Raw genomic sequence first — 17,158 nt, 5'->3', positions numbered from 1 at the left:
AGACAGCGCTATCTCAAACAACAAGAGCTTTGGAACCATGCCTGAACATCCGCTACATCGCTTCTTTTCCACGCAACGGCCCAGGCCGACGTTCGAGTGGGAGCGTTACCAGCAGCGCGATGTGCTGATCATCGATCACCCCCGTTGCCAGGCCGTTTTCAGCCGTCAGGGCGCTCAACTGCTGCACTTTCAACCGGCCGGCGAGCGACCCTGGTTGTGGTGTGCCGAGCAGTGGCCGCAGGTCGGGGCGATTCGTGGCGGGGTGCCGGTGTGCTGGCCCTGGTATGGCCGCCATCCCAGCGAAGACCTGTGGCCGGCCCATGGCTGGGCACGCCTGCTCGACTGGAAGCTGGTAGATAGCTGCGAGGACGAGGAAGGCGTGACCCTCAAGTGGCGGCTGGACCTGTGCGATTGGCAGGTCGACCTGCACGCCCGGCTTGGCAATCGCATGGAGCTGAGCCTGAGCACCGAGCATCAGGACAGCGAACCTTGCCAGCTGAGCCATGCGCTGCTGGCCTATTGGCGTATCAGCAACGTTGCCGAGATAGCGCTATCTGGGCTGGAAGATATCGACGGCTACGACCGCTTGAATCGCCAGGCCTGCCGTGAGAACGGCGCGTTGAAGGTCAAGGGTGGGTGTCAGAAGGTCTATCCGGGCACGCCGCGGGTACAGCTGCATGACCCGGCCTGGCAGCGCGAGCTGTGCATCGATACCGGCGACAGCGACGACACGGTGGTTTGGCACCCCGGCAATCGCCCGCTGATGGGCGTCAGCGGGCGCGAGAGTCGGGGGTTTGTCTGCGTCGAAGCCGCCAGCGGCAGTGGCGAGGGCTTGAGTTTGGCGCCGGGGCAGCGCGCGCACCTGCGCTTGCAGGCGCACCGGCTCAATTGAGCTCGTCGTCCTCGATCGGATAGCGGCTGGCGTTGAGGCTTTCCTTGATCTTGCGCAGGTGCGGCTGGAAGTCGACGCCGCGGCGCAGGGTCATGCCGGTGGCGAGCACATCGAGCACGGTCAGCTGGATGATCCGCGAGGTCATCGGCATGTAGATGTCAGTGTCCTCCGGCAGTGGGATGTGCAGGCTCAGGCTACAGGCGTTGGCCAGTGGCGAGCCGGCAGCCGTCAGGCCGAGCACCGAGGCGCCGTTTTCGCGGGCCAGGCGCGCCACTTCGACCAGCTCGCGGGTACGCCCGGTGTAGGAAATGATCACGAACAGGTCGCCAGTATGGGCGACCGAGGCCAACATGCGCTGCATCAGCACATCGGCATGGGCCGACACTGCCAGGTTGAAGCGAAAGAACTTGTGCTGGGCGTCGAGGGCCACCGGGGCCGAGGCGCCCAGGCCGAAGAAGTGAATCTGGCGGGCCTGGATCATCATGTCCACGGCGCGGCTGATCTGTTGCGGGTCGAGCTGTTGGCAGGCACTGTCGAGCGAGGCAATGGCGCTGCCGAAGATCTTCTGGGTGTAGGCGGCCGGATCATCGTCCGCCTCCACCGCGCGGCTGACATAGGCGGCGCCACTGGCCAGGCTTTGCGCCAGTTGCAGCTTGAGCTCGGGGTAGCCGCTGACACCGAACGAGCGGCAGAAACGGTTGACGGTCGGCTCGCTGACCTTGGCCGCCTGGGCCAAAGCGGCGATGCTGAAACGAGTCGCCTGTTGAGGGTTGAGCAGGATGACTTCGGCGACTTTGCGTTCGGCCTTGTTCAGCTCGTCGAGGCGTCCCTGGATCTGTTCCAGGAGGTTGCGCACGCGGTCCATGGTGTGTCCTTGGGTCGAGAAGACAGCCGGCTGGCGGTGCAGCAGGCTTTTTGCAGTGTTGTCTATCGTACTGTCGGTAGGGGTTGATCTACCACTTGTCTGTAACACTTGTCGGTAATGTTGTGGTTTTTACTACATTACCTCTTGAAAACTGCCGTTGAAAACGATATTCCTAGGCCAACTTTAGGAAAGAACCAACATCATGGCTGCGATCAGTGTTGAACCTTGCACCTTTGCCCTGTTTGGCGCCCTTGGCGACCTGGCACTGCGCAAGCTGTTCCCCGCGCTCTATCAGCTCGACCGCGCCGGCTTGCTGCATGCCGACTCGCGCCTGCTGGCGCTGGCCCGCGAGCCGGGCGATGGCGAGCAGCACCTGGCTAACATCGAAGCCCATCTGCGCCGCTACGTACCGGATGCCGACATCGAGGCGGCGGCGCTGGAGCGCTTCGTTGCGCGGCTGAGCTACCTGCACCTGGACTTCCTCCAGCCCGAGGGTTATCAGGCCCTGGCCGAGCAAGCGGCGGGCAGCCTGCCGCTGATCGCGTATTTCGCCACGCCCGCAGCGGTCTATGGTGCGATCTGCGAGAACCTCGACAAAGCCGGGCTGGTCGAGCGCACCCGTGTGGTGCTGGAAAAGCCCATCGGTCACGATCTTGAGTCGTCGCGCCGGGTCAACGACGCGGTGGCGCGGTTTTTCCCGGAAAGCCGGGTTTATCGCATCGACCATTACCTGGGCAAGGAGACCGTGCAAAACCTGATTGCCCTGCGCTTTGCCAACAGCCTGTTCGAAACCCAGTGGAACCAGAATTCCATCAGCCACGTGGAGATCACCGTGGCCGAGAAGGTCGGCATCGAAGGCCGTTGGGGCTATTTCGACAAGGCCGGCCAGCTGCGCGACATGATCCAGAACCACCTGCTGCAGCTGCTCTGCCTGATCGCCATGGACCCGCCCAGTGACCTGTCCGCCGACAGCATCCGCGACGAGAAGGTCAAGGTGCTCAAGGCCCTGGCGCCGATCACGGGTGAAGGCCTGAGCACCGCCGTGGTGCGTGGCCAGTACATTGCCGGCTACAGCGATGGCAAGCCGGTGCCCGGCTACCTGGAAGAAGACAACGCCAACGCCCAGAGCGACACCGAGACCTTTGTTGCCCTGCGCGCCGACATCCGCAATTGGCGCTGGTCGGGGGTGCCGTTCTATCTGCGCACCGGCAAGCGCATGCCGGGCAAGCTGTCGCAGATCGTCATCCACTTCAAGGAAACCCCGCACTACATCTTCGCCCCGGAACAGCGTTTGCAGATCGGTAACAAGCTGATCATCCGCCTGCAACCGGACGAGGGTATCTCGTTGCGGGTGATGACCAAGGAGCAGGGCCTGGACAAGGGCATGCAACTGCGCAGTGGCCCGCTGCAGCTGAATTTCTCCGATACCTGGCGCAGTGCGCGGATTCCGGATGCCTACGAGCGGCTGCTGCTGGAAGTGATGCGCGGTAACCAGAACCTGTTCGTGCGCAAGGACGAGATCGAATATGCATGGAAATGGTGCGATCAGCTGATCGCCGGCTGGAAGAATGCCGGTGACGCTCCCAAGCCCTATGCGGCAGGTTCCTGGGGGCCGATGAGCTCGATTGCACTGATCACACGGGATGGGAGGGCGTGGTATGGCGATATCTGAATTGAAACTGCCAGGGGGGGTGAAAACCCACGCCCTGGCCGATTCCAAGGCCCTGGCCGCGACGCTGGCCGGCGATGTTGCCGAGCGCTTGCGTAAGGCTATCGCTGGCAAAGGGCAGGCGTGTGTCGTGCTCTCTGGCGGGCGCAGCCCGGTGCCATTTCTTGAGCGATTGGCGAGCGAGAAGCTCGACTGGTCCAAGGTCACTGTGAGCCTGGCTGACGAGCGCTGGGTGCCGGTTGAGCACCCTGACAGTAACGCCGGCCTGCTGGCCCGCCACCTGTTCAAGGGCGAGGCGGGCAAGGCGCGCTTCATGGGCTTGTACCAGCAGGCGCCGAGCCTGGACGCTGCTGCCGAGCTTGCCGATCAGGCCCTGGCCGAGCTGCCGCCGATCGATGTGCTGGTGCTGGGCATGGGTGACGATGGCCATACCGCCTCGCTGTTCCCGGCCAGCCCGCTGCTGCGCCAAGGCCTGGGCAAGATCGGCGAGCGGCGGATTCTGCCCATGCTCGCCCCGAGCGTGCCGCACCAGCGCCTGTCGATGACCCGCGCCTTGCTGGCCAGCGCTGGCTTCATCGCGCTGGCGGTGCAAGGCGAAGGCAAACTCGCTACCCTGCGCGCCGCGCTGGCCGCCGATGACACTACCGAAATGCCGATTCGCGCCTTTCTTCACGACCCCCTGGACATCTACTGGTGCCCATGAGCCAAGGATCCACTGTCATGACCACCCTTGAACGCCCACAGCCTTTGCTCTCGATGGCCGAGAAAACCGCACGGATCGACGAAATCTGTGAGCAGGCGCGCATCTTGCCGGTGATCACCATCGCCCGTGAGCAAGACATCCTGCCGCTGGCCGATGCCCTGGCCGCTGGCGGTATTCGCACGCTGGAAGTGACCCTGCGCTCGGCGCATGGCCTGAAGGCCATTCAAGTTCTGCGCGAGCAGCGTCCTGAGCTGTGCATTGGTGCAGGCACTGTGCTGGATCGCAGCATGTTCGCTGCGGTCGAGGCGGCCGGTGCCCAGTTCGTCGTCACGCCCGGCATCACCCCGGACATTCTCCAGGCCGGTGTCGAGAGCGATATCCCCCTGTTGCCTGGGATCAGCACGCCGTCGGAGATCATGATGGGCTACGCCCTCGGTTACCGGCGCTTCAAGCTGTTCCCGGCGGAGATCAGCGGCGGTGTCGCGGCGATCAAGGCCTTTGGCGGGCCGTTTGGCGATATTCGCTTCTGCCCCACCGGTGGCGTGAATACCGCCAACGTGCGCAATTACATGGCCCTGGCCAATGTGATGTGCGTGGGTGGCACCTGGATGCTCGACAGCAGCTGGATCAAGAACGGCGATTGGGCGCGGATCACCGAGTGCAGCGCTGAGGCGATTGCGTTGCTCGACTGAAACGAATTCGTTGTGTGCTACACGGCTTATGGGGCGCTTGGTCGGCGCCCCTTTTTTTGTCTGCAGGTTTTGTGTTGGCTGTGCCGCCTCATCGCGGGGCAAGCCCGCTCCCACGCAAGATACCCTTTCACCCAACTGTTCGTGGGAGCGGGCTTGCCCCGCGATTGAGGCCGGTACTGCTCGCCTCAAGCAGTCAGGCTCACGCCACTTTGAAGCGCCCCACCAACTGCTGCTGAAACTCCGCCAGGCGGGCCAGTTCCTGGCTGGTCACCGCCGTCTGCTGCGCCCCTGCGCTGACCTGGATGACCAGGTCGTTGATCTCGTTGACGTTGCGGCTGATGTCTTCGGATACCGCGCTCTGCTCCTCGGCCGCCGAAGCGATCTGGATGTTGCGGTCATTGATGCTGGCCACGCCTTCGGCAATTTCCCCAAGCAGCTCGCCCGCTCGACCAATTCGCTCGGCCCCTGATTGGGCTTTGCCCAGGGTTTCCAGCATCGAGGCATTGGCGCGGTCCGAGCCTGCCTGCAGGTTGCTGATCATCTGCTGAATGTTGCCGGTCGATTCCTGGGTTCGTTGCGCCAAGGTGCGCACTTCGGTAGCGACTACGGCAAAGCCACGCCCATGATCGCCAGCACGCGCCGCTTCGATGGCGGCGTTGAGCGCGAGCAGGTTGGTCTGTTCGGCAATCCCGCGAATCACATCCAGTACCGAGGTGATGGCGTCGCTTTCATCCTTGAGCTCATCGATGATCGTCGCTGTCTGCTGCGCCTGGTTCGACAGTTCGCGGATCAGTGCGATGGTCGTTTCGATCTCTGCGCGGCCTTGTTCGGTACTGGTGTGGATCTGCTGCGACAGGTTCGCGGCGTCATTGGTGCTGTGGGCGACGTCGCGCACCGTGGCGCTCATTTCGTTGATCGCAGTGGCCACCGACTCAGTGCTCTGGCGCTGCTGCTCGACGCTGCGGCTGGTTTGCAGGGTGACGGCGGACGACTGTTCCGCGGCGGTGGCAACCTGAGCGGTGGCATTACCAATTTCCTGAACGATTTCGGTGATCTGGTTGGCCATGCGGTTGAGGTTACTGGCGATCTGGCCGAACTCGTCCTTGCTGCGGTACTTGGCCCGGGCGGTCAGGTCGCGCTGGGCGAGGCTCTCCAGGGTGGCATTGATATCACGCACGGCGCTGCCGATGCTGCGGATGATCAGCCACGACAACAGGGCCACGGCCACCAGGGCGATGAGGATACCGCCGAGGGTCAGCCACAAGGCACGGGCGGCAGTGTGGCGTGCTTGTTCGGCCAGTTGACCGACGTTGGCCGCCAGGGCACGTTCGACTTCGCTCAGTTGGTCGATGCGTAGGGTCGACGTCTCGAACCAGGTTTCTGGCTTGACGCCCAGTGGCTGGCCCAAGGGTGTTTCAAAGGCCAGCTTCTGGATTCGAGCCACTTCCAGCGCTGCTGTGGTGCGCTGGCGCTCTTCGAATTGGCTCAGGCCTGTGGCAGTCGCTTTACGCCGGTAGCCATCGGTATAGGCGCTGAGTTCACCCAGGTTGCGGCTGAATCGTGAGAACAGGGTTTCATTGAAACGGTCCTGGCTAAACACAATCCCCAGCAATGCCCGTTCGCGCCCGGCGCGTTCTTTGAGTTCGATGAATTGATTGAGTGCGCCCAAGGCATGGACCACAGCGGTATCGCTGACGCGACTTTCCAGAAGTTGGGTATAACCGATCAACTGTTGGATCATGCCGGTATAGCGGGCGCCGGACTCATTACTGTCGATGGCCAAACTATCGATTTGCCCGCGGGTTTCTTTCAAGCGGGCAATCGCTTCGAGGAAGGTATTGTGATCGTTGCCGGTTGCTGGCAATTCACGCAGGGCGGCGATGGCGCTGTCGCTATCGCCGCGCAAGGGGCCAAGGCGATCGCCCATGCTCTTGCCTTGGCTTCCGATGAATACGCCGCTGGCGCCACGCTCGCGCTGCAAGGTAGTTATCAACTGGCTCAGGCGCTCGACGGTGCTGCTGGCTGCGACGGTGGCTTGCATGTCGCGCAGGGTCTTGTAGTTCTCGGCGATATTCAGGCCGCAAAGCATCAGGAAGCCCAGGAGAGGGAATAGTACGATCAACAACAGCTTCAGACGAAGCGGCGCATTATTCAGCATTGCTTCAGGCCTCATGTGGGTAGGGCAGTTTCAGGTTCACATGTGTGCAATGCTGTTGTTGTTTGGTGGCACACGGCCATTATTGTATGTTGTTTGCTGCATATTTCGAAAGATTTATCGCGACATGTTTTGGCTAATTAAAGTGCACTAAAGAGGTTCAATAAACAGAGTGTTGATCCATGTCAGTGCATGGGTTTATTTATTAAAGCGCATGTAATAAAAAAGCCCGTATCCAGGGATACGGGCTTTTTCGCTAGAGCAGGCTAATTAGGCGGCTTTTGCTTCCTGCTGGCTCAACGAACGGTTCAGCGCGCTGAACAGTGCCTTGAAGCTGGCAGTGGTGATGTTCTCATCGATCCCCACACCATGCACCGGACGGCCACCGGCCACGCGCAGTTCGATGTAGGCCGCGGCCTTGGCGTTGGTCCCAGCACCGATGGCATGCTCGTTGTAGTCCATGATCTCCACTGCAATCGGCAGGCCGGCGACCAATGCTTCCAGGGCGCCGTTGCCCTTGCCGCGCCAGTGCAGGGTGGTTTCGCCTTCACCGGCGACTTCCACTTCCACCGCGCTATGACCGTTCTCTTCCTGCAGGCGATGGCTGACCAGCGCGTAAGGCGAGTTGGCTTGCAGGTACTCTTTGTGCAGCAAGCCGTGGATTTGCTGGGCAGTCATTTCCAGGCCGAGGCGGTCGGTCTCGCCCTGAACCACCTGGCTGAATTCGATCTGCATGCGGCGCGGCAGGCTGATGCCGTACTCCTGCTCGAGCAGGTAGGTGATGCCGCCTTTGCCCGACTGGCTGTTGACGCGGATCACCGCCTCGTAGCTGCGGCCGATGTCGGCCGGGTCGATCGGCAGGTACGGCACTTCCCACAGTTCGCCTTCCTGCTGCTTGGCGAAGCCTTTGCGGATGGCATCCTGGTGCGATCCGGAGAACGCGGTGTGGACCAGGTCGCCGACATACGGATGACGTGGATGCACCGGCAGCTGGTTGCATTCTTCAACCACCTTGCGCACGCCGTCGATATCGGAGAAGTCCAGTTTGGAGTCGATGCCCTGGGTGTACAGGTTCAGGGCCAAGGTCACCAGGTCGACGTTGCCGGTCCGTTCGCCATTGCCGAACAGGCAGCCTTCGGCGCGGTCGGCACCGGCCATCAGGCCCAGCTCGGTCGCCGCGATGCCGGTGCCACGGTCGTTGTGGCAGTGCAGGCTGATGATCACGCTGTCGCGGCGATTGACGTTGCGGCAGAACCATTCGATCTGGTCGGCGTAGACGTTCGGCGTGGCCACTTCCACGGTGGCTGGCAGGTTGAGGATGATCTTGTGCTCAGGGGTCGGGTTCCACACCTCGATGACCGCGTCGCAGACTTCCTTGGCGAACTCCAGCTCAGTGGCGCTGAAGGTCTCTGGCGAGTACTGGAAGGTCCAGTGGGTTTCCGGCTGCTGGGCGGCGTATTTGACGAACAGCTTGGCCGCGTTCACCGCGATGTCCTTCACGCCTTGCTTGTCTTGGTTGAAGACGATGCGACGGAACGACGGGCTGGTGGCGTTGTACAGGTGAACGATGGCCTTCTTGGCGCCGCGCAGGGACTCGAAGGTCCGCGCGATCAAGTCTTCACGGGCCTGGGTCAGCACCTGGATGGTGGTGTCGTCAGGGATGTGGCCGTCTTCGATCAGGGTGCGCACGAAGTCGAAATCGGTCTGCGAGGCCGAAGGGAACGATGCCTCGATTTCCTTCACGCCGACTTGCACCAGGGTCTTCCAGAACCGCAGCTTCTTCTCCGCGTCCATCGGCTCGATCAGCGACTGGTTGCCATCACGCAGGTCCGAGCTGCACCAGATTGGCGCCTCGGTGATGGCCTTGGACGGCCAGGTGCGGTCGGGCAGATCGATGGTCGGGAAGGCGCGGTATTTCTTCGAAGGGTCTTTGAGCATGGTCATGGAAGTATTCCTTTAGTGTGCGGCCGAGATCGGGCCTGCCGAACGATAACGAGATGAAAAGGCGAGGCGACGCGATTCACCCTGGTAGTCGTGCACTGACCAGGCAGAGGCTGCGGTGTTGGCGGAGCAGAATGAGGGTGGTAGAGGTTTTCATGCCTTCAACCCTAACCACAGAGGTGAAGGATGGCAAGCCTTCGAGAAAAATTGAGAGGAATGCTTAAAAAAAGCGGATTGGCGAGATTTTGTCGCGATATTTCTGGTTATGGTCGGTGCTGGTTGCGCGGTGTAATTGGATGGCGCAAGCCGCTGCTCGGCCTGCCCAGGAGCGGTCGAGTAGCGGGTTTATCCGCGCAGAGGGCAACGGGGTCTAGGGCTGGAATGCGCCGATGAAGATCGCCGGATCCACCCGCGCATCATTCAGGCTGACGTTCCAGTGCATGTGCGGCCCGGTGGCCCGGCCAGTGGAGCCCACTCGGCCAACCACTTCACCGCGGCGCAGCTGCTGCCCGGGCTGCACGTCGATCTTCGACATGTGGCAGAACATACTGATGAAGCCCTGGCCATGGTCGACGAATACGGTCCGGCCATTGAAGAAGTAGTCACCCACCAGAATCACCTTGCCATTGGCCGGGGTCTTGATCGGGGTGCCTGCAGGGACGGCAAAGTCCAGGCCTGCATGCGGATTGCGTTCTTCGCCGTTGAAGAACCGACGCACACCGAACTTGCTCGACAGCGGCCCGCTAACCGGCTTGTCGAGGATCAGGTTGCTCGGCAGGTTAGGGCTGAAGCTGCGGTAGGCCTTGATCTGCTCGGCCAGCTCGCGGTCGATGCGCTTGAGGTCGGCCGGGTTCGGGTTGACCTGGCGTTTGTTCTTAAGGGTGATGTGCTGCTCGGGGTATTTCTTGCTGCCGACCGTGAAGGGCAGGCTGCGTGTGCCTTGGCTCAGGGTGGCCGTGCCGGGCTTTTGCGTCAGCGGGATGCCGACGATCGCCAGCCAGGCATCTTGCTCCTTGACCACCAGTACCGGCTTGCCGTCGAAACGAGCCTCCGGCGCACTGGCGCCAGGCCCCAGGTTGACCACGGCGACGCCGCCCGGTACTGGCTTGTTCAGCGTGCGGGTGATGTAGCTGGCCTGGGCAACGCTAGTAAGGAGCGCTAGGGAGAGGGCAAGCAGGGGAGCGAACAGGCGCGGCATGTGTCAGTCCAGTAGCGAGAGGGTGACCGGAGTCTGGTGGTTGTCTTCGACTCGCACCTGCAGTTCGCCCTCGTTCAGGCGGGCAGTCAGGCGTTGGCCGTTGCGGGTCTGGGCGGCACTGCGGATGGCGTGGCCGCGGTCATCGAGCAGGATGCTGTAGCCGCGCGCCAGAGTCGCCAGGGGGCTGACCACTTGCAGGGTCTGCAACTGGGCCTGGAAGCGCTGGCGGCGGTCCTTGAGCACTTCACGCATGGCCCGTGGCAGGCGCTCGGCGAGGCTGTCCAAGCGCTGGCTGAGCAGCTTCAGGGCACGTCCCGGATGCTGGGCCGACAGGCGCATGTCGAGCCGCCCCAGGCGCTCGTGGCGCTGCTTCATGGTGAGCATGAAGGCGCGGCGCAGGCGCATGTCCAGGTCGTCCAGGCGCTGGGCCTGTTGGCGTAGGCGTTCGCCTGGGTGGCGCAGGCGCCGGGCCAGGCCTTCGACGCGCAGGCGGTCGTGGCTCAGGCGGTTCTGCATACGCAGCAGCAGGCGGCGTTGCAGGCCATCCAGACGCAATTGCAGGCCGCTGCTGTCCGGGGCCAGCAGCTCGGCGGCGGCTGAGGGCGTAGGGGCGCGCACGTCAGCGACGAAATCGCTGATCGACACGTCGGTCTCATGCCCTACGGCGCTGACGATGGGCGTGACGCAGGCGGCTATGGCGCGCGCTACGGCTTCTTCGTTGAAGCACCAGAGGTCTTCCAGCGAGCCGCCACCACGGGCCAGGATCAGCGCATCGAAACCCCGGCTGTCGGCCAGGCGCAGGGCGCGGACGATCTGGTTGATCGCCTCGCGGCCCTGTACTGCGGTGGGGATCAGGTTCAGCTCGACCTGCGGTGCGCGGCGGCGGAATACGCTGATGATGTCGCGGATCACCGCGCCGGTCGGCGAGGTAATGATGCCGATGCGCTGCGGATGGGCGGGCAGGGGCTTTTTGCCATCGGCGCTGAACAAGCCTTCGCCGCCGAGCTTTTCTTTCAACGCCTCGAAAGCCAGGCGCAGCGCGCCATCACCGGCCGGTTCGACGGTGTCGAGAATCAGTTGGTAGTCGCCACGCCCTTCGAACAGCGACACCTTGCCACGCACCCGCACCGCCAGGCCATCGCGCAGTGCCTGGCGCACGCGGGCGGCGTTTTGCCGGAACAAGGCGCAGCGCACCTGGGCGCCGCTGTCCTTGAGGGTGAAATAGATGTGGCCGGATGCCGGGCGGGCCAGGTTGGAAATCTCGCCTTCTACCCAGACGTTGCGGAACACATCTTCGAGCAGCACGCGGGCGCGGCCGTTCAGTTGGCTGACGGTGAGGACCTCGCGGTCCAGGCCGAGTCGTTCGAAAGGGTCTTTGATCATGCCGGGCATGATAAAGGACAAGTCGTCCAGATGCACCGTACTGACGGGTGAATGGGCTTGAGCCCAGAAGCCTGGGGCTGCAAAGCAGCCCCAACACCGAGTCGTGAAAAATTCATCCACGCATCGCTTGTAAAAACTTCCCCACCAGATCACCAGGCTGCCGCCGACACGCCAGCGCTACCGTGCTGCTACACGCCTCCTGCAATGGCACAAAGGCTACCGAGGGCGGCGCAAGATCGCGCATGCACTCAGGCAACAACGCCACGCCAAACCCTGCCTGGATCAACTGCAGCTGGGTGGTCTTGCGCGAAACCACCTGCGCCGCCTGCGGAAAGAATCCCGCCTGCATGCACAGTGAGGCCGACAGATAGCTCAATCCGCCCCGCTGGCGATGCGGGATGGAAATGAACCGTTGATCGCACAATTGCCCAAGTTGCACGCAGGTTGCCTCAGCCAATGGGTGATTGGCCGCGACCGCAAGCAGCAGCGGCTCGCTGAACAAAGGGTGAATCTCAACCCCCTCGTGCTGGCGCAGCACCGGTAACCGCAGCAGGCCGATTTCCAGGCGCCCCTGGGCAATATCCTCCAGCTGCGCTTCAGAGGACTGCTGGGCAATCTCCAGCGAAACGTTTGGATTGTCTTCCAGGTATCCACCCAGGCGCTGCAGTAATCGACCCGTCAACGGCACCGTACTGGAATGATTGAGCCGCAGGCTGCCACGCAGCCCTTGGCCAATTTCCTGGGCCAGGCGTTCGGCCTTGTTCAGGTCGGCCAACAGTTGCCGCGCACGGTCGAGAAACACCTGCCCGGCCGCCGTTAGCCGGGGCAGGCGCGCCGTGCGCTCGAACAACGGCGTAGCGAGCTGCTGCTCCAGCTCCTTGATCTGTCGGCTCAATGCCGACTGGGCGATGAATAGCCGTTCGGCGGCAGCGCTAAAGCTGCCGCACTCGGCGATTTCCACGAAGTAGCGCAACTGGCGAATGGAAGTCATGCTTTTTCGAGATGAGTGAATGGAGAAAGCCATATTAGTCGGCATGGCTCGTGGCTGGCTAACCTTTGCCTGTCCTTTCTGGAAATCTGCACATGCTTGCCCAACTGCCTTTCTCTACCCTCGACTGGTTGCCGATCCTGCTGGGTGTCGGCGTCGCCTACATCGTCTTTGGCATCGCCGGCTTCGGTACGGCGTTGGTCGCCGGGCCGGTGTTGATTCACTTCATGCCGCTGGCGAAGATCATCCCGTTGTTGGTGCTGCTGGATTTCGTCGCTGCGTTCGGCAACTGGCTGCCGGCACGCAAGGCAGTGGCGCGGGATGAACTGCTGCGGCTACTGCCGTTCATGGCGCTGGGTTGCACCTTGGGCGTGATCTTCTTGTTGCAGCTCAAGTCGGACTTTCTGCTGTTATTGATGGGCCTGTTCATCAGTCTCTATGCCGTCTATAGCCTGGCGGTGAAGGTGCGCCCAGCGCGTCTGCGCGGCCTTTGGGCGGCGCCCATGGGCACTGTCGGCGGGCTGTTCGGGGCGCTGTTTGGCAGTGGAGGTTTTCTGTATGCGATCTACCTTAATGCACGGCTTGAATCCAAGGAGCAGGCGCGGGCGACGCAGAGTGCGTTGATCAGTTGCAGCACGGTGGTACGCCTGTCGTTGTTCCTGATCGCCGGGGTGTACGCCGATAGCCGCTTGTTGTTGCTCGCCGCCTGTTTGTTGCCGGTGATGTTCATCGGGCTGTGGCTCGGGCGGCGGCTAACCCTGAAATTATCGCGTGATGCTTTCGTGCGTCTGGTCACCTGGCTGGTGCTGGCCAGCGGCTTGGCGTTGATTGGTCGCTACCTGAGCGGCTGAGCAGGCGGTAGAATTGCAGCATTACCGAAGTCCCCAGGCCCGCCTTGTTCATGAACACCCAGAGCATCATCGTTCCCAAACTGTCCACTGTGCCGGTGCATGAAGCCCGCGCCCGAGCGATCCTGCGCTGGCTGGTACGCGAGAAAATCGTCGAAGAGCAACTGAGCACCTGCGGTCGCACCGGCAACCGCATGGGCTATGCCCTGGCCGCAGGTGCCCGAAAGATCGCCCTGCACCCAGAAAAGCTGCCCTTCGATCAGCCGGTCAATGGCCTGGAAGTGATGCTCAAGCGCTGCATCTATACCCCCCTCGAAGGCTTTCTCGAGGAGGCCGGTTGCCCGGAGTGCCGACGTGAAGTCGGCGAGCCGTTGTTCGAGAGCCTGGAGGAGTGGATGCCGGCGGTGAGCGATAACTTCACCTGCCCGCTGTGCGGTTTCGAAGATGACATCAATGGCTTCCTGTTCCTCCAGCCATGTGCCTTTTCCAACCTGGGATTCATCTTCAACAACTGGGGCGAGGCCGGTTTTACCCCGGCCTTCCTCGACGCCTTCGCCGACTGGCTCGACCAGAAGGTGGCGGTTGTGCAGGTAAAACTGCCATAACCCTGACCGAAGGCCCTTATTTTGCATTGAGTGGCGCGCCGTGCATGAGTATAATGGCGCGCTTCCATTTTTCCCGCCCGGGAGCCCCCGCGATGCTGCGTATCAGCCAAGAAGCCCTGACCTTCGACGATATCCTCCTTGTACCTGGTTATTCTGAGGTACTGCCTAATGAAGTCAGTCTCAAGACCCGTTTGACCCGTGGCATCGAACTGAACATTCCGCTGGTCTCCGCTGCCATGGACACCGTCACCGAAGCGCGCCTGGCCATCGCCATGGCCCAGGAAGGCGGCATCGGCATCATCCACAAGAACATGACCATCGAGCAACAGGCCGGCGAAGTACGCAAGGTCAAGAAGTTCGAGGCTGGCGTGGTCAAGGACCCGATCACCATCGACGCCGACGCCACTGTGCGTGACCTGTTCGACCTGACTCGCCTGAACAACATCTCCGGTGTTCCAGTGCTGGAGAACGGCGACCTGGTCGGTATCGTCACTTCCCGTGACGTGCGCTTCGAGACCCGTCTGGACGCCAAGGTGCGTGATGTGATGACGCCTAAAGAGCGTCTGGTCACTGTCCGCGAAGGCGCCGACAAGAACGAAGTGCGCGAGCTGCTGCACAAGCATCGCCTCGAGAAAGTGCTGATCGTCGACGACAAGTTCAGCCTCAAGGGCATGATGACCGTCAAGGACATCGAGAAGGCCAAGGCCTACCCGCTGGCGAGCAAGGACGACCAAGGTCGCCTGCGCGTCGGCGCTGCCGTCGGTACCGGCAAGGATACCGGCGAGCGCGTAGCGGCCCTGGTGGCTGCTGGCGTCGACGTGGTGGTGGTGGATACCGCTCACGGTCACTCCAAAGGTGTGATCGATCGCGTTCGTTGGGTCAAGGAGACCTACCCGCAAGTCCAGGTCATCGGTGGCAACATCGCCACCGGCGCTGCGGCCAAGGCCCTGGCAGAAGCCGGCGCTGACGCGGTCAAGGTCGGTATCGGCCCAGGCTCGATCTGCACCACCCGTATCGTTGCTGGCGTCGGCGTGCCGCAAATCAGCGCCATCGCCAACGTCGCTGCTGCGCTTGAAGGCACGGGTGTGCCACTGATCGCCGACGGCGGTATCCGCTTCTCCGGTGACCTGTCCAAGGCCATCGTCGCTGGCGCTTCGTGCGTGATGATGGGGTCGATGTTCGCCGGTACCGAAGAAGCGCCGGGCGAAGTCGAGCTGTTCCAGGGCCGCTCGTACAAGGCTTACCGTGGCATGGGTTCGCTGGGTGCCATGGCGCAGGCGCAGGGCTCCTCGGACCGTTACTTCCAGGACTCCTCGGCCGGTGCCGAGAAGCTGGTTCCGGAAGGCATCGAAGGCCGTGTGCCGTACAAGGGCGCGCTGGCTGCGATCATCCACCAGCTGATGGGCGGCCTGCGTTCGTCCATGGGCTACACCGGCAGCGCGACCATCGAAGAGATGCGCACCAAGCCTGAGTTCGTACGTATCACCGGAGCCGGCATGGCCGAGTCTCACGTGCATGACGTGCAGATCACCAAGGAAGCGCCAAACTACCGCGTAGGTTGAGGCTTCCAGCATCACTAGCAAGCGGGGCTGTTACGACAGCCCCGTGTCGTTTCCGATTTCCACTGACGAGATTGAGTCATGGCCCTCGACATTCACGCTCACCGCATCCTGATCCTCGATTTCGGTTCCCAGTACACCCAGCTGATCGCCCGCCGCGTGCGCGAGATCGGTGTCTACTGCGAACTGCACCCGTTCGACATGGACGATGAAGCGATCCGCGAATTCAACCCGCGCGGCATCATCCTCGCTGGCGGCCCAGAGTCTGTCCACGAAGCCAACAGCCCACGTGCCCCGCAAGCGGTCTTCGACCTCAACGTACCGGTGCTGGGCATTTGCTACGGCATGCAGACCATGGCCGAGCAAATGGGCGGCAAGGTCGAAGGTTCCGAGCTGCGCGAATTCGGCTATGCCCGGGTTGACGTAGTCGGCAAGAGCCGCCTGCTCGACGGCATCGAAGACCACATCGACGATGACGGCGTATTCGGCCTGGACGTGTGGATGAGCCACGGTGACAAAGTCACCAAGATGCCAGAGAACTTCCACGTGCTGGCCAGCACGCCAAGCTGCCCGATCGCCGGCATGTTCGACGATGCGCGTGGCTACTACGGCGTGCAGTTCCACCCCGAAGTGACCCACACCAAGCAGGGCGGGCGCATCCTGTCGCGCTTCATCCTCGACATCTGCGGCTGTGAAGCGCTGTGGACGGCCTCTAACATCGTTGAAGACGCCATTGCCCAGGTGCGTGAGCAGGTGGGTTCGGCCAACGTCTTGCTCGGCCTGTCCGGCGGCGTCGACTCCTCGGTGGTTGCCGCGCTGCTGCACCGCGCCATCGGCGACCAGCTGACCTGTGTATTCGTCGACAACGGCCTGCTGCGCCTGCACGAAGGCGAGCAGGTGATGGCTATGTTCGCCGAGAACATGGGCGTCAAGGTAATCCGCGCCAACGCTGAAGCGCAGTTCCTGGGTAACCTGGCTGGCGAGGCGGATCCAGAGAAGAAGCGCAAGATCATTGGCCGCACCTTCATCGACGTGTTCGATGCCGAAGCCAGCAAGCTGGAGAACATCCAGTTCCTCGCCCAGGGCACCATCTACCCGGACGTGATCGAGTCGGCAGGCGCCAAGAGCGGCAAGGCTCACGTGATCAAGTCGCACCATAACGTCGGTGGCCTGCCGGAGGAGATGAACCTCAAGCTGGTCGAGCCGCTGCGCGAACTGTTCAAGGACGAAGTACGCAAGATCGGCCTCGAGCTGGGCCTGCCGTACGACATGGTCTACCGTCACCCGTTCCCAGGCCCAGGCCTGGGCGTGCGTATCCTCGGTGAAGTGAAGAAGGAATACGCCGACCTGCTGCGTCGCGCTGACCACATCTTCATCGAAGAGCTGCGCAAGGCTGACTGGTACCACAAGACCAGCCAGGCCTTCGTGGTGTTCCAGCCGGTCAAGTCGGTGGGTGTGGTGGGTGATGGCCGTCGCTACGCCTGGGTGGTTGCCCTGCGTGCGGTCGAGACCGTGGACTTCATGACCGCTCGTTGGGCGCACCTGCCGTACGAGCTGCTGGAGACCGTCAGCGGCCGCATCATCAACGAGATCGAAGGCATCTCGCGGGTGACCTACGACGTATCGAGCAAGCCGCCTGCCACCATCGAGTGGGAGTGAG

General features: G+C 62.4%; 14 protein-coding genes and 1 pseudogene. 8 read left to right on the top strand and 7 right to left on the bottom strand.

Going from position 1 to position 17,158, the window contains the following annotated elements; all coding sequences use genetic code 11:
* Positions 1-37: 37 nt before the first annotated feature.
* The gene (locus ACI2JX_RS23520) at positions 38-892 is read left to right on the top strand and encodes a D-hexose-6-phosphate mutarotase (RefSeq protein ID WP_264237010.1); all 855 of its coding nucleotides are present in this window, start codon (positions 38-40) and stop codon (positions 890-892) included.
* Here ACI2JX_RS23520 and hexR read toward each other — a convergent pair.
* Positions 885-1,748, bottom strand: coding sequence for a DNA-binding transcriptional regulator HexR (hexR, locus tag ACI2JX_RS23515; RefSeq protein ID WP_186556454.1), 864 nt, complete (start codon positions 1,746-1,748; stop codon positions 885-887). The two genes, ACI2JX_RS23520 and hexR, sit on opposite strands and share 8 nt — an antisense overlap.
* Before the next feature lie 211 nt (positions 1,749-1,959).
* On the opposite strand from hexR, the gene zwf reads away from it, so the two are divergent.
* From zwf to ACI2JX_RS23500, 3 genes are read left to right on the top strand one after another with little or no spacing between them, the layout of a single operon-like run.
* Positions 1,960-3,429 (top strand): glucose-6-phosphate dehydrogenase, encoded by a 1,470-nt coding sequence (zwf, locus tag ACI2JX_RS23510; protein WP_186556418.1) that lies wholly within the window; start codon positions 1,960-1,962, stop codon positions 3,427-3,429.
* Entirely contained in the window at positions 3,416-4,129 is a 714-nt protein-coding gene (pgl, locus tag ACI2JX_RS23505; protein WP_404691096.1) for a 6-phosphogluconolactonase, read from the top strand. Before zwf ends, pgl begins: the two co-directional genes overlap by 14 nt.
* A gap of 17 nt (positions 4,130-4,146) precedes the next feature.
* On the top strand, positions 4,147-4,821 hold the full coding sequence (locus ACI2JX_RS23500; RefSeq protein ID WP_186556416.1) for a bifunctional 4-hydroxy-2-oxoglutarate aldolase/2-dehydro-3-deoxy-phosphogluconate aldolase: 675 nt from the start codon (positions 4,147-4,149) through the stop codon (positions 4,819-4,821).
* Between the two features lie 199 nt (positions 4,822-5,020).
* Here the strand turns inward: ACI2JX_RS23500 and ACI2JX_RS23495 are convergent, their stop codons facing one another.
* From ACI2JX_RS23495 to ACI2JX_RS23470, 6 genes and pseudogenes are all read right to left on the bottom strand, one after another.
* Positions 5,021-5,887, bottom strand: coding sequence for a methyl-accepting chemotaxis protein (locus ACI2JX_RS23495; RefSeq protein WP_372353343.1), 867 nt, complete (start codon positions 5,885-5,887; stop codon positions 5,021-5,023).
* Positions 5,882-6,862, bottom strand: a pseudogene (locus ACI2JX_RS23490) (nitrate- and nitrite sensing domain-containing protein); the annotation flags it as partial. The pseudogene ACI2JX_RS23490 and the gene ACI2JX_RS23495, both read right to left, overlap by 6 nt.
* 384 nt (positions 6,863-7,246) lie before the next feature.
* Positions 7,247-8,920 (bottom strand): 2-isopropylmalate synthase, encoded by a 1,674-nt coding sequence (gene leuA, locus ACI2JX_RS23485; protein WP_186556414.1) that lies wholly within the window; start codon positions 8,918-8,920, stop codon positions 7,247-7,249.
* A gap of 367 nt (positions 8,921-9,287) precedes the next feature.
* The gene (locus ACI2JX_RS23480) at positions 9,288-10,115 is read right to left on the bottom strand and encodes a peptidoglycan DD-metalloendopeptidase family protein (protein ID WP_404691095.1); all 828 of its coding nucleotides are present in this window, start codon (positions 10,113-10,115) and stop codon (positions 9,288-9,290) included.
* Between the two features lie 3 nt (positions 10,116-10,118).
* Positions 10,119-11,498, bottom strand: coding sequence for an exodeoxyribonuclease VII large subunit (gene xseA, locus ACI2JX_RS23475; RefSeq protein ID WP_404691094.1), 1,380 nt, complete (start codon positions 11,496-11,498; stop codon positions 10,119-10,121).
* A 112-nt stretch (positions 11,499-11,610) separates the two neighbouring features.
* Positions 11,611-12,489 (bottom strand): LysR family transcriptional regulator, encoded by an 879-nt coding sequence (locus tag ACI2JX_RS23470; RefSeq protein ID WP_404691093.1) that lies wholly within the window; start codon positions 12,487-12,489, stop codon positions 11,611-11,613.
* A 92-nt stretch (positions 12,490-12,581) separates the two neighbouring features.
* Here ACI2JX_RS23470 and ACI2JX_RS23465 point away from each other — a divergent pair, with 92 nt between their 5' ends.
* From ACI2JX_RS23465 to guaA, 4 genes are all read left to right on the top strand, one after another.
* Entirely contained in the window at positions 12,582-13,337 is a 756-nt protein-coding gene (locus tag ACI2JX_RS23465; RefSeq protein WP_264237018.1) for a sulfite exporter TauE/SafE family protein, read from the top strand.
* A gap of 50 nt (positions 13,338-13,387) precedes the next feature.
* Positions 13,388-13,939, top strand: a complete 552-nt coding sequence (locus tag ACI2JX_RS23460) for a sugar ABC transporter ATPase (protein WP_404691092.1) — start codon at positions 13,388-13,390, stop codon at positions 13,937-13,939.
* A gap of 92 nt (positions 13,940-14,031) precedes the next feature.
* Positions 14,032-15,501, top strand: a complete 1,470-nt coding sequence (guaB, locus tag ACI2JX_RS23455; protein ID WP_186556408.1) for an IMP dehydrogenase — start codon at positions 14,032-14,034, stop codon at positions 15,499-15,501.
* A gap of 78 nt (positions 15,502-15,579) precedes the next feature.
* Positions 15,580-17,157, top strand: coding sequence for a glutamine-hydrolyzing GMP synthase (gene guaA / locus ACI2JX_RS23450; protein ID WP_264237020.1), 1,578 nt, complete (start codon positions 15,580-15,582; stop codon positions 17,155-17,157).
* Position 17,158 lies beyond the last annotated feature (1 nt).

The organism is Pseudomonas sp. NPDC088890 (assembly GCF_044900155.1).
In the GTDB taxonomy this organism is placed as follows: domain Bacteria; phylum Pseudomonadota; class Gammaproteobacteria; order Pseudomonadales; family Pseudomonadaceae; genus Aquipseudomonas; species Aquipseudomonas urmiensis.
This window is presented reverse-complemented; position numbering and strand designations above follow the sequence as displayed.

Coding starts and splice junctions, on each gene's coding strand:
- ACI2JX_RS23495 (WP_372353343.1), bottom strand. CDS start 5,887: ATGGCCAACCAGATCACCGAAATCGTTCAGGAAATTGGTAATGCCACC.
- guaA (WP_264237020.1), top strand. CDS start 15,580: ATGGCCCTCGACATTCACGCTCACCGCATCCTGATCCTCGATTTCGGT.
- ACI2JX_RS23460 (WP_404691092.1), top strand. CDS start 13,388: ATGAACACCCAGAGCATCATCGTTCCCAAACTGTCCACTGTGCCGGTG.
- guaB (WP_186556408.1), top strand. CDS start 14,032: ATGCTGCGTATCAGCCAAGAAGCCCTGACCTTCGACGATATCCTCCTT.
- ACI2JX_RS23465 (WP_264237018.1), top strand. CDS start 12,582: ATGCTTGCCCAACTGCCTTTCTCTACCCTCGACTGGTTGCCGATCCTG.
- ACI2JX_RS23500 (WP_186556416.1), top strand. CDS start 4,147: ATGACCACCCTTGAACGCCCACAGCCTTTGCTCTCGATGGCCGAGAAA.
- pgl (WP_404691096.1), top strand. CDS start 3,416: ATGGCGATATCTGAATTGAAACTGCCAGGGGGGGTGAAAACCCACGCC.
- ACI2JX_RS23480 (WP_404691095.1), bottom strand. CDS start 10,115: ATGCCGCGCCTGTTCGCTCCCCTGCTTGCCCTCTCCCTAGCGCTCCTT.
- ACI2JX_RS23470 (WP_404691093.1), bottom strand. CDS start 12,489: ATGACTTCCATTCGCCAGTTGCGCTACTTCGTGGAAATCGCCGAGTGC.
- ACI2JX_RS23520 (WP_264237010.1), top strand. CDS start 38: ATGCCTGAACATCCGCTACATCGCTTCTTTTCCACGCAACGGCCCAGG.
- xseA (WP_404691094.1), bottom strand. CDS start 11,498: ATGATCAAAGACCCTTTCGAACGACTCGGCCTGGACCGCGAGGTCCTC.
- zwf (WP_186556418.1), top strand. CDS start 1,960: ATGGCTGCGATCAGTGTTGAACCTTGCACCTTTGCCCTGTTTGGCGCC.
- leuA (WP_186556414.1), bottom strand. CDS start 8,920: ATGACCATGCTCAAAGACCCTTCGAAGAAATACCGCGCCTTCCCGACC.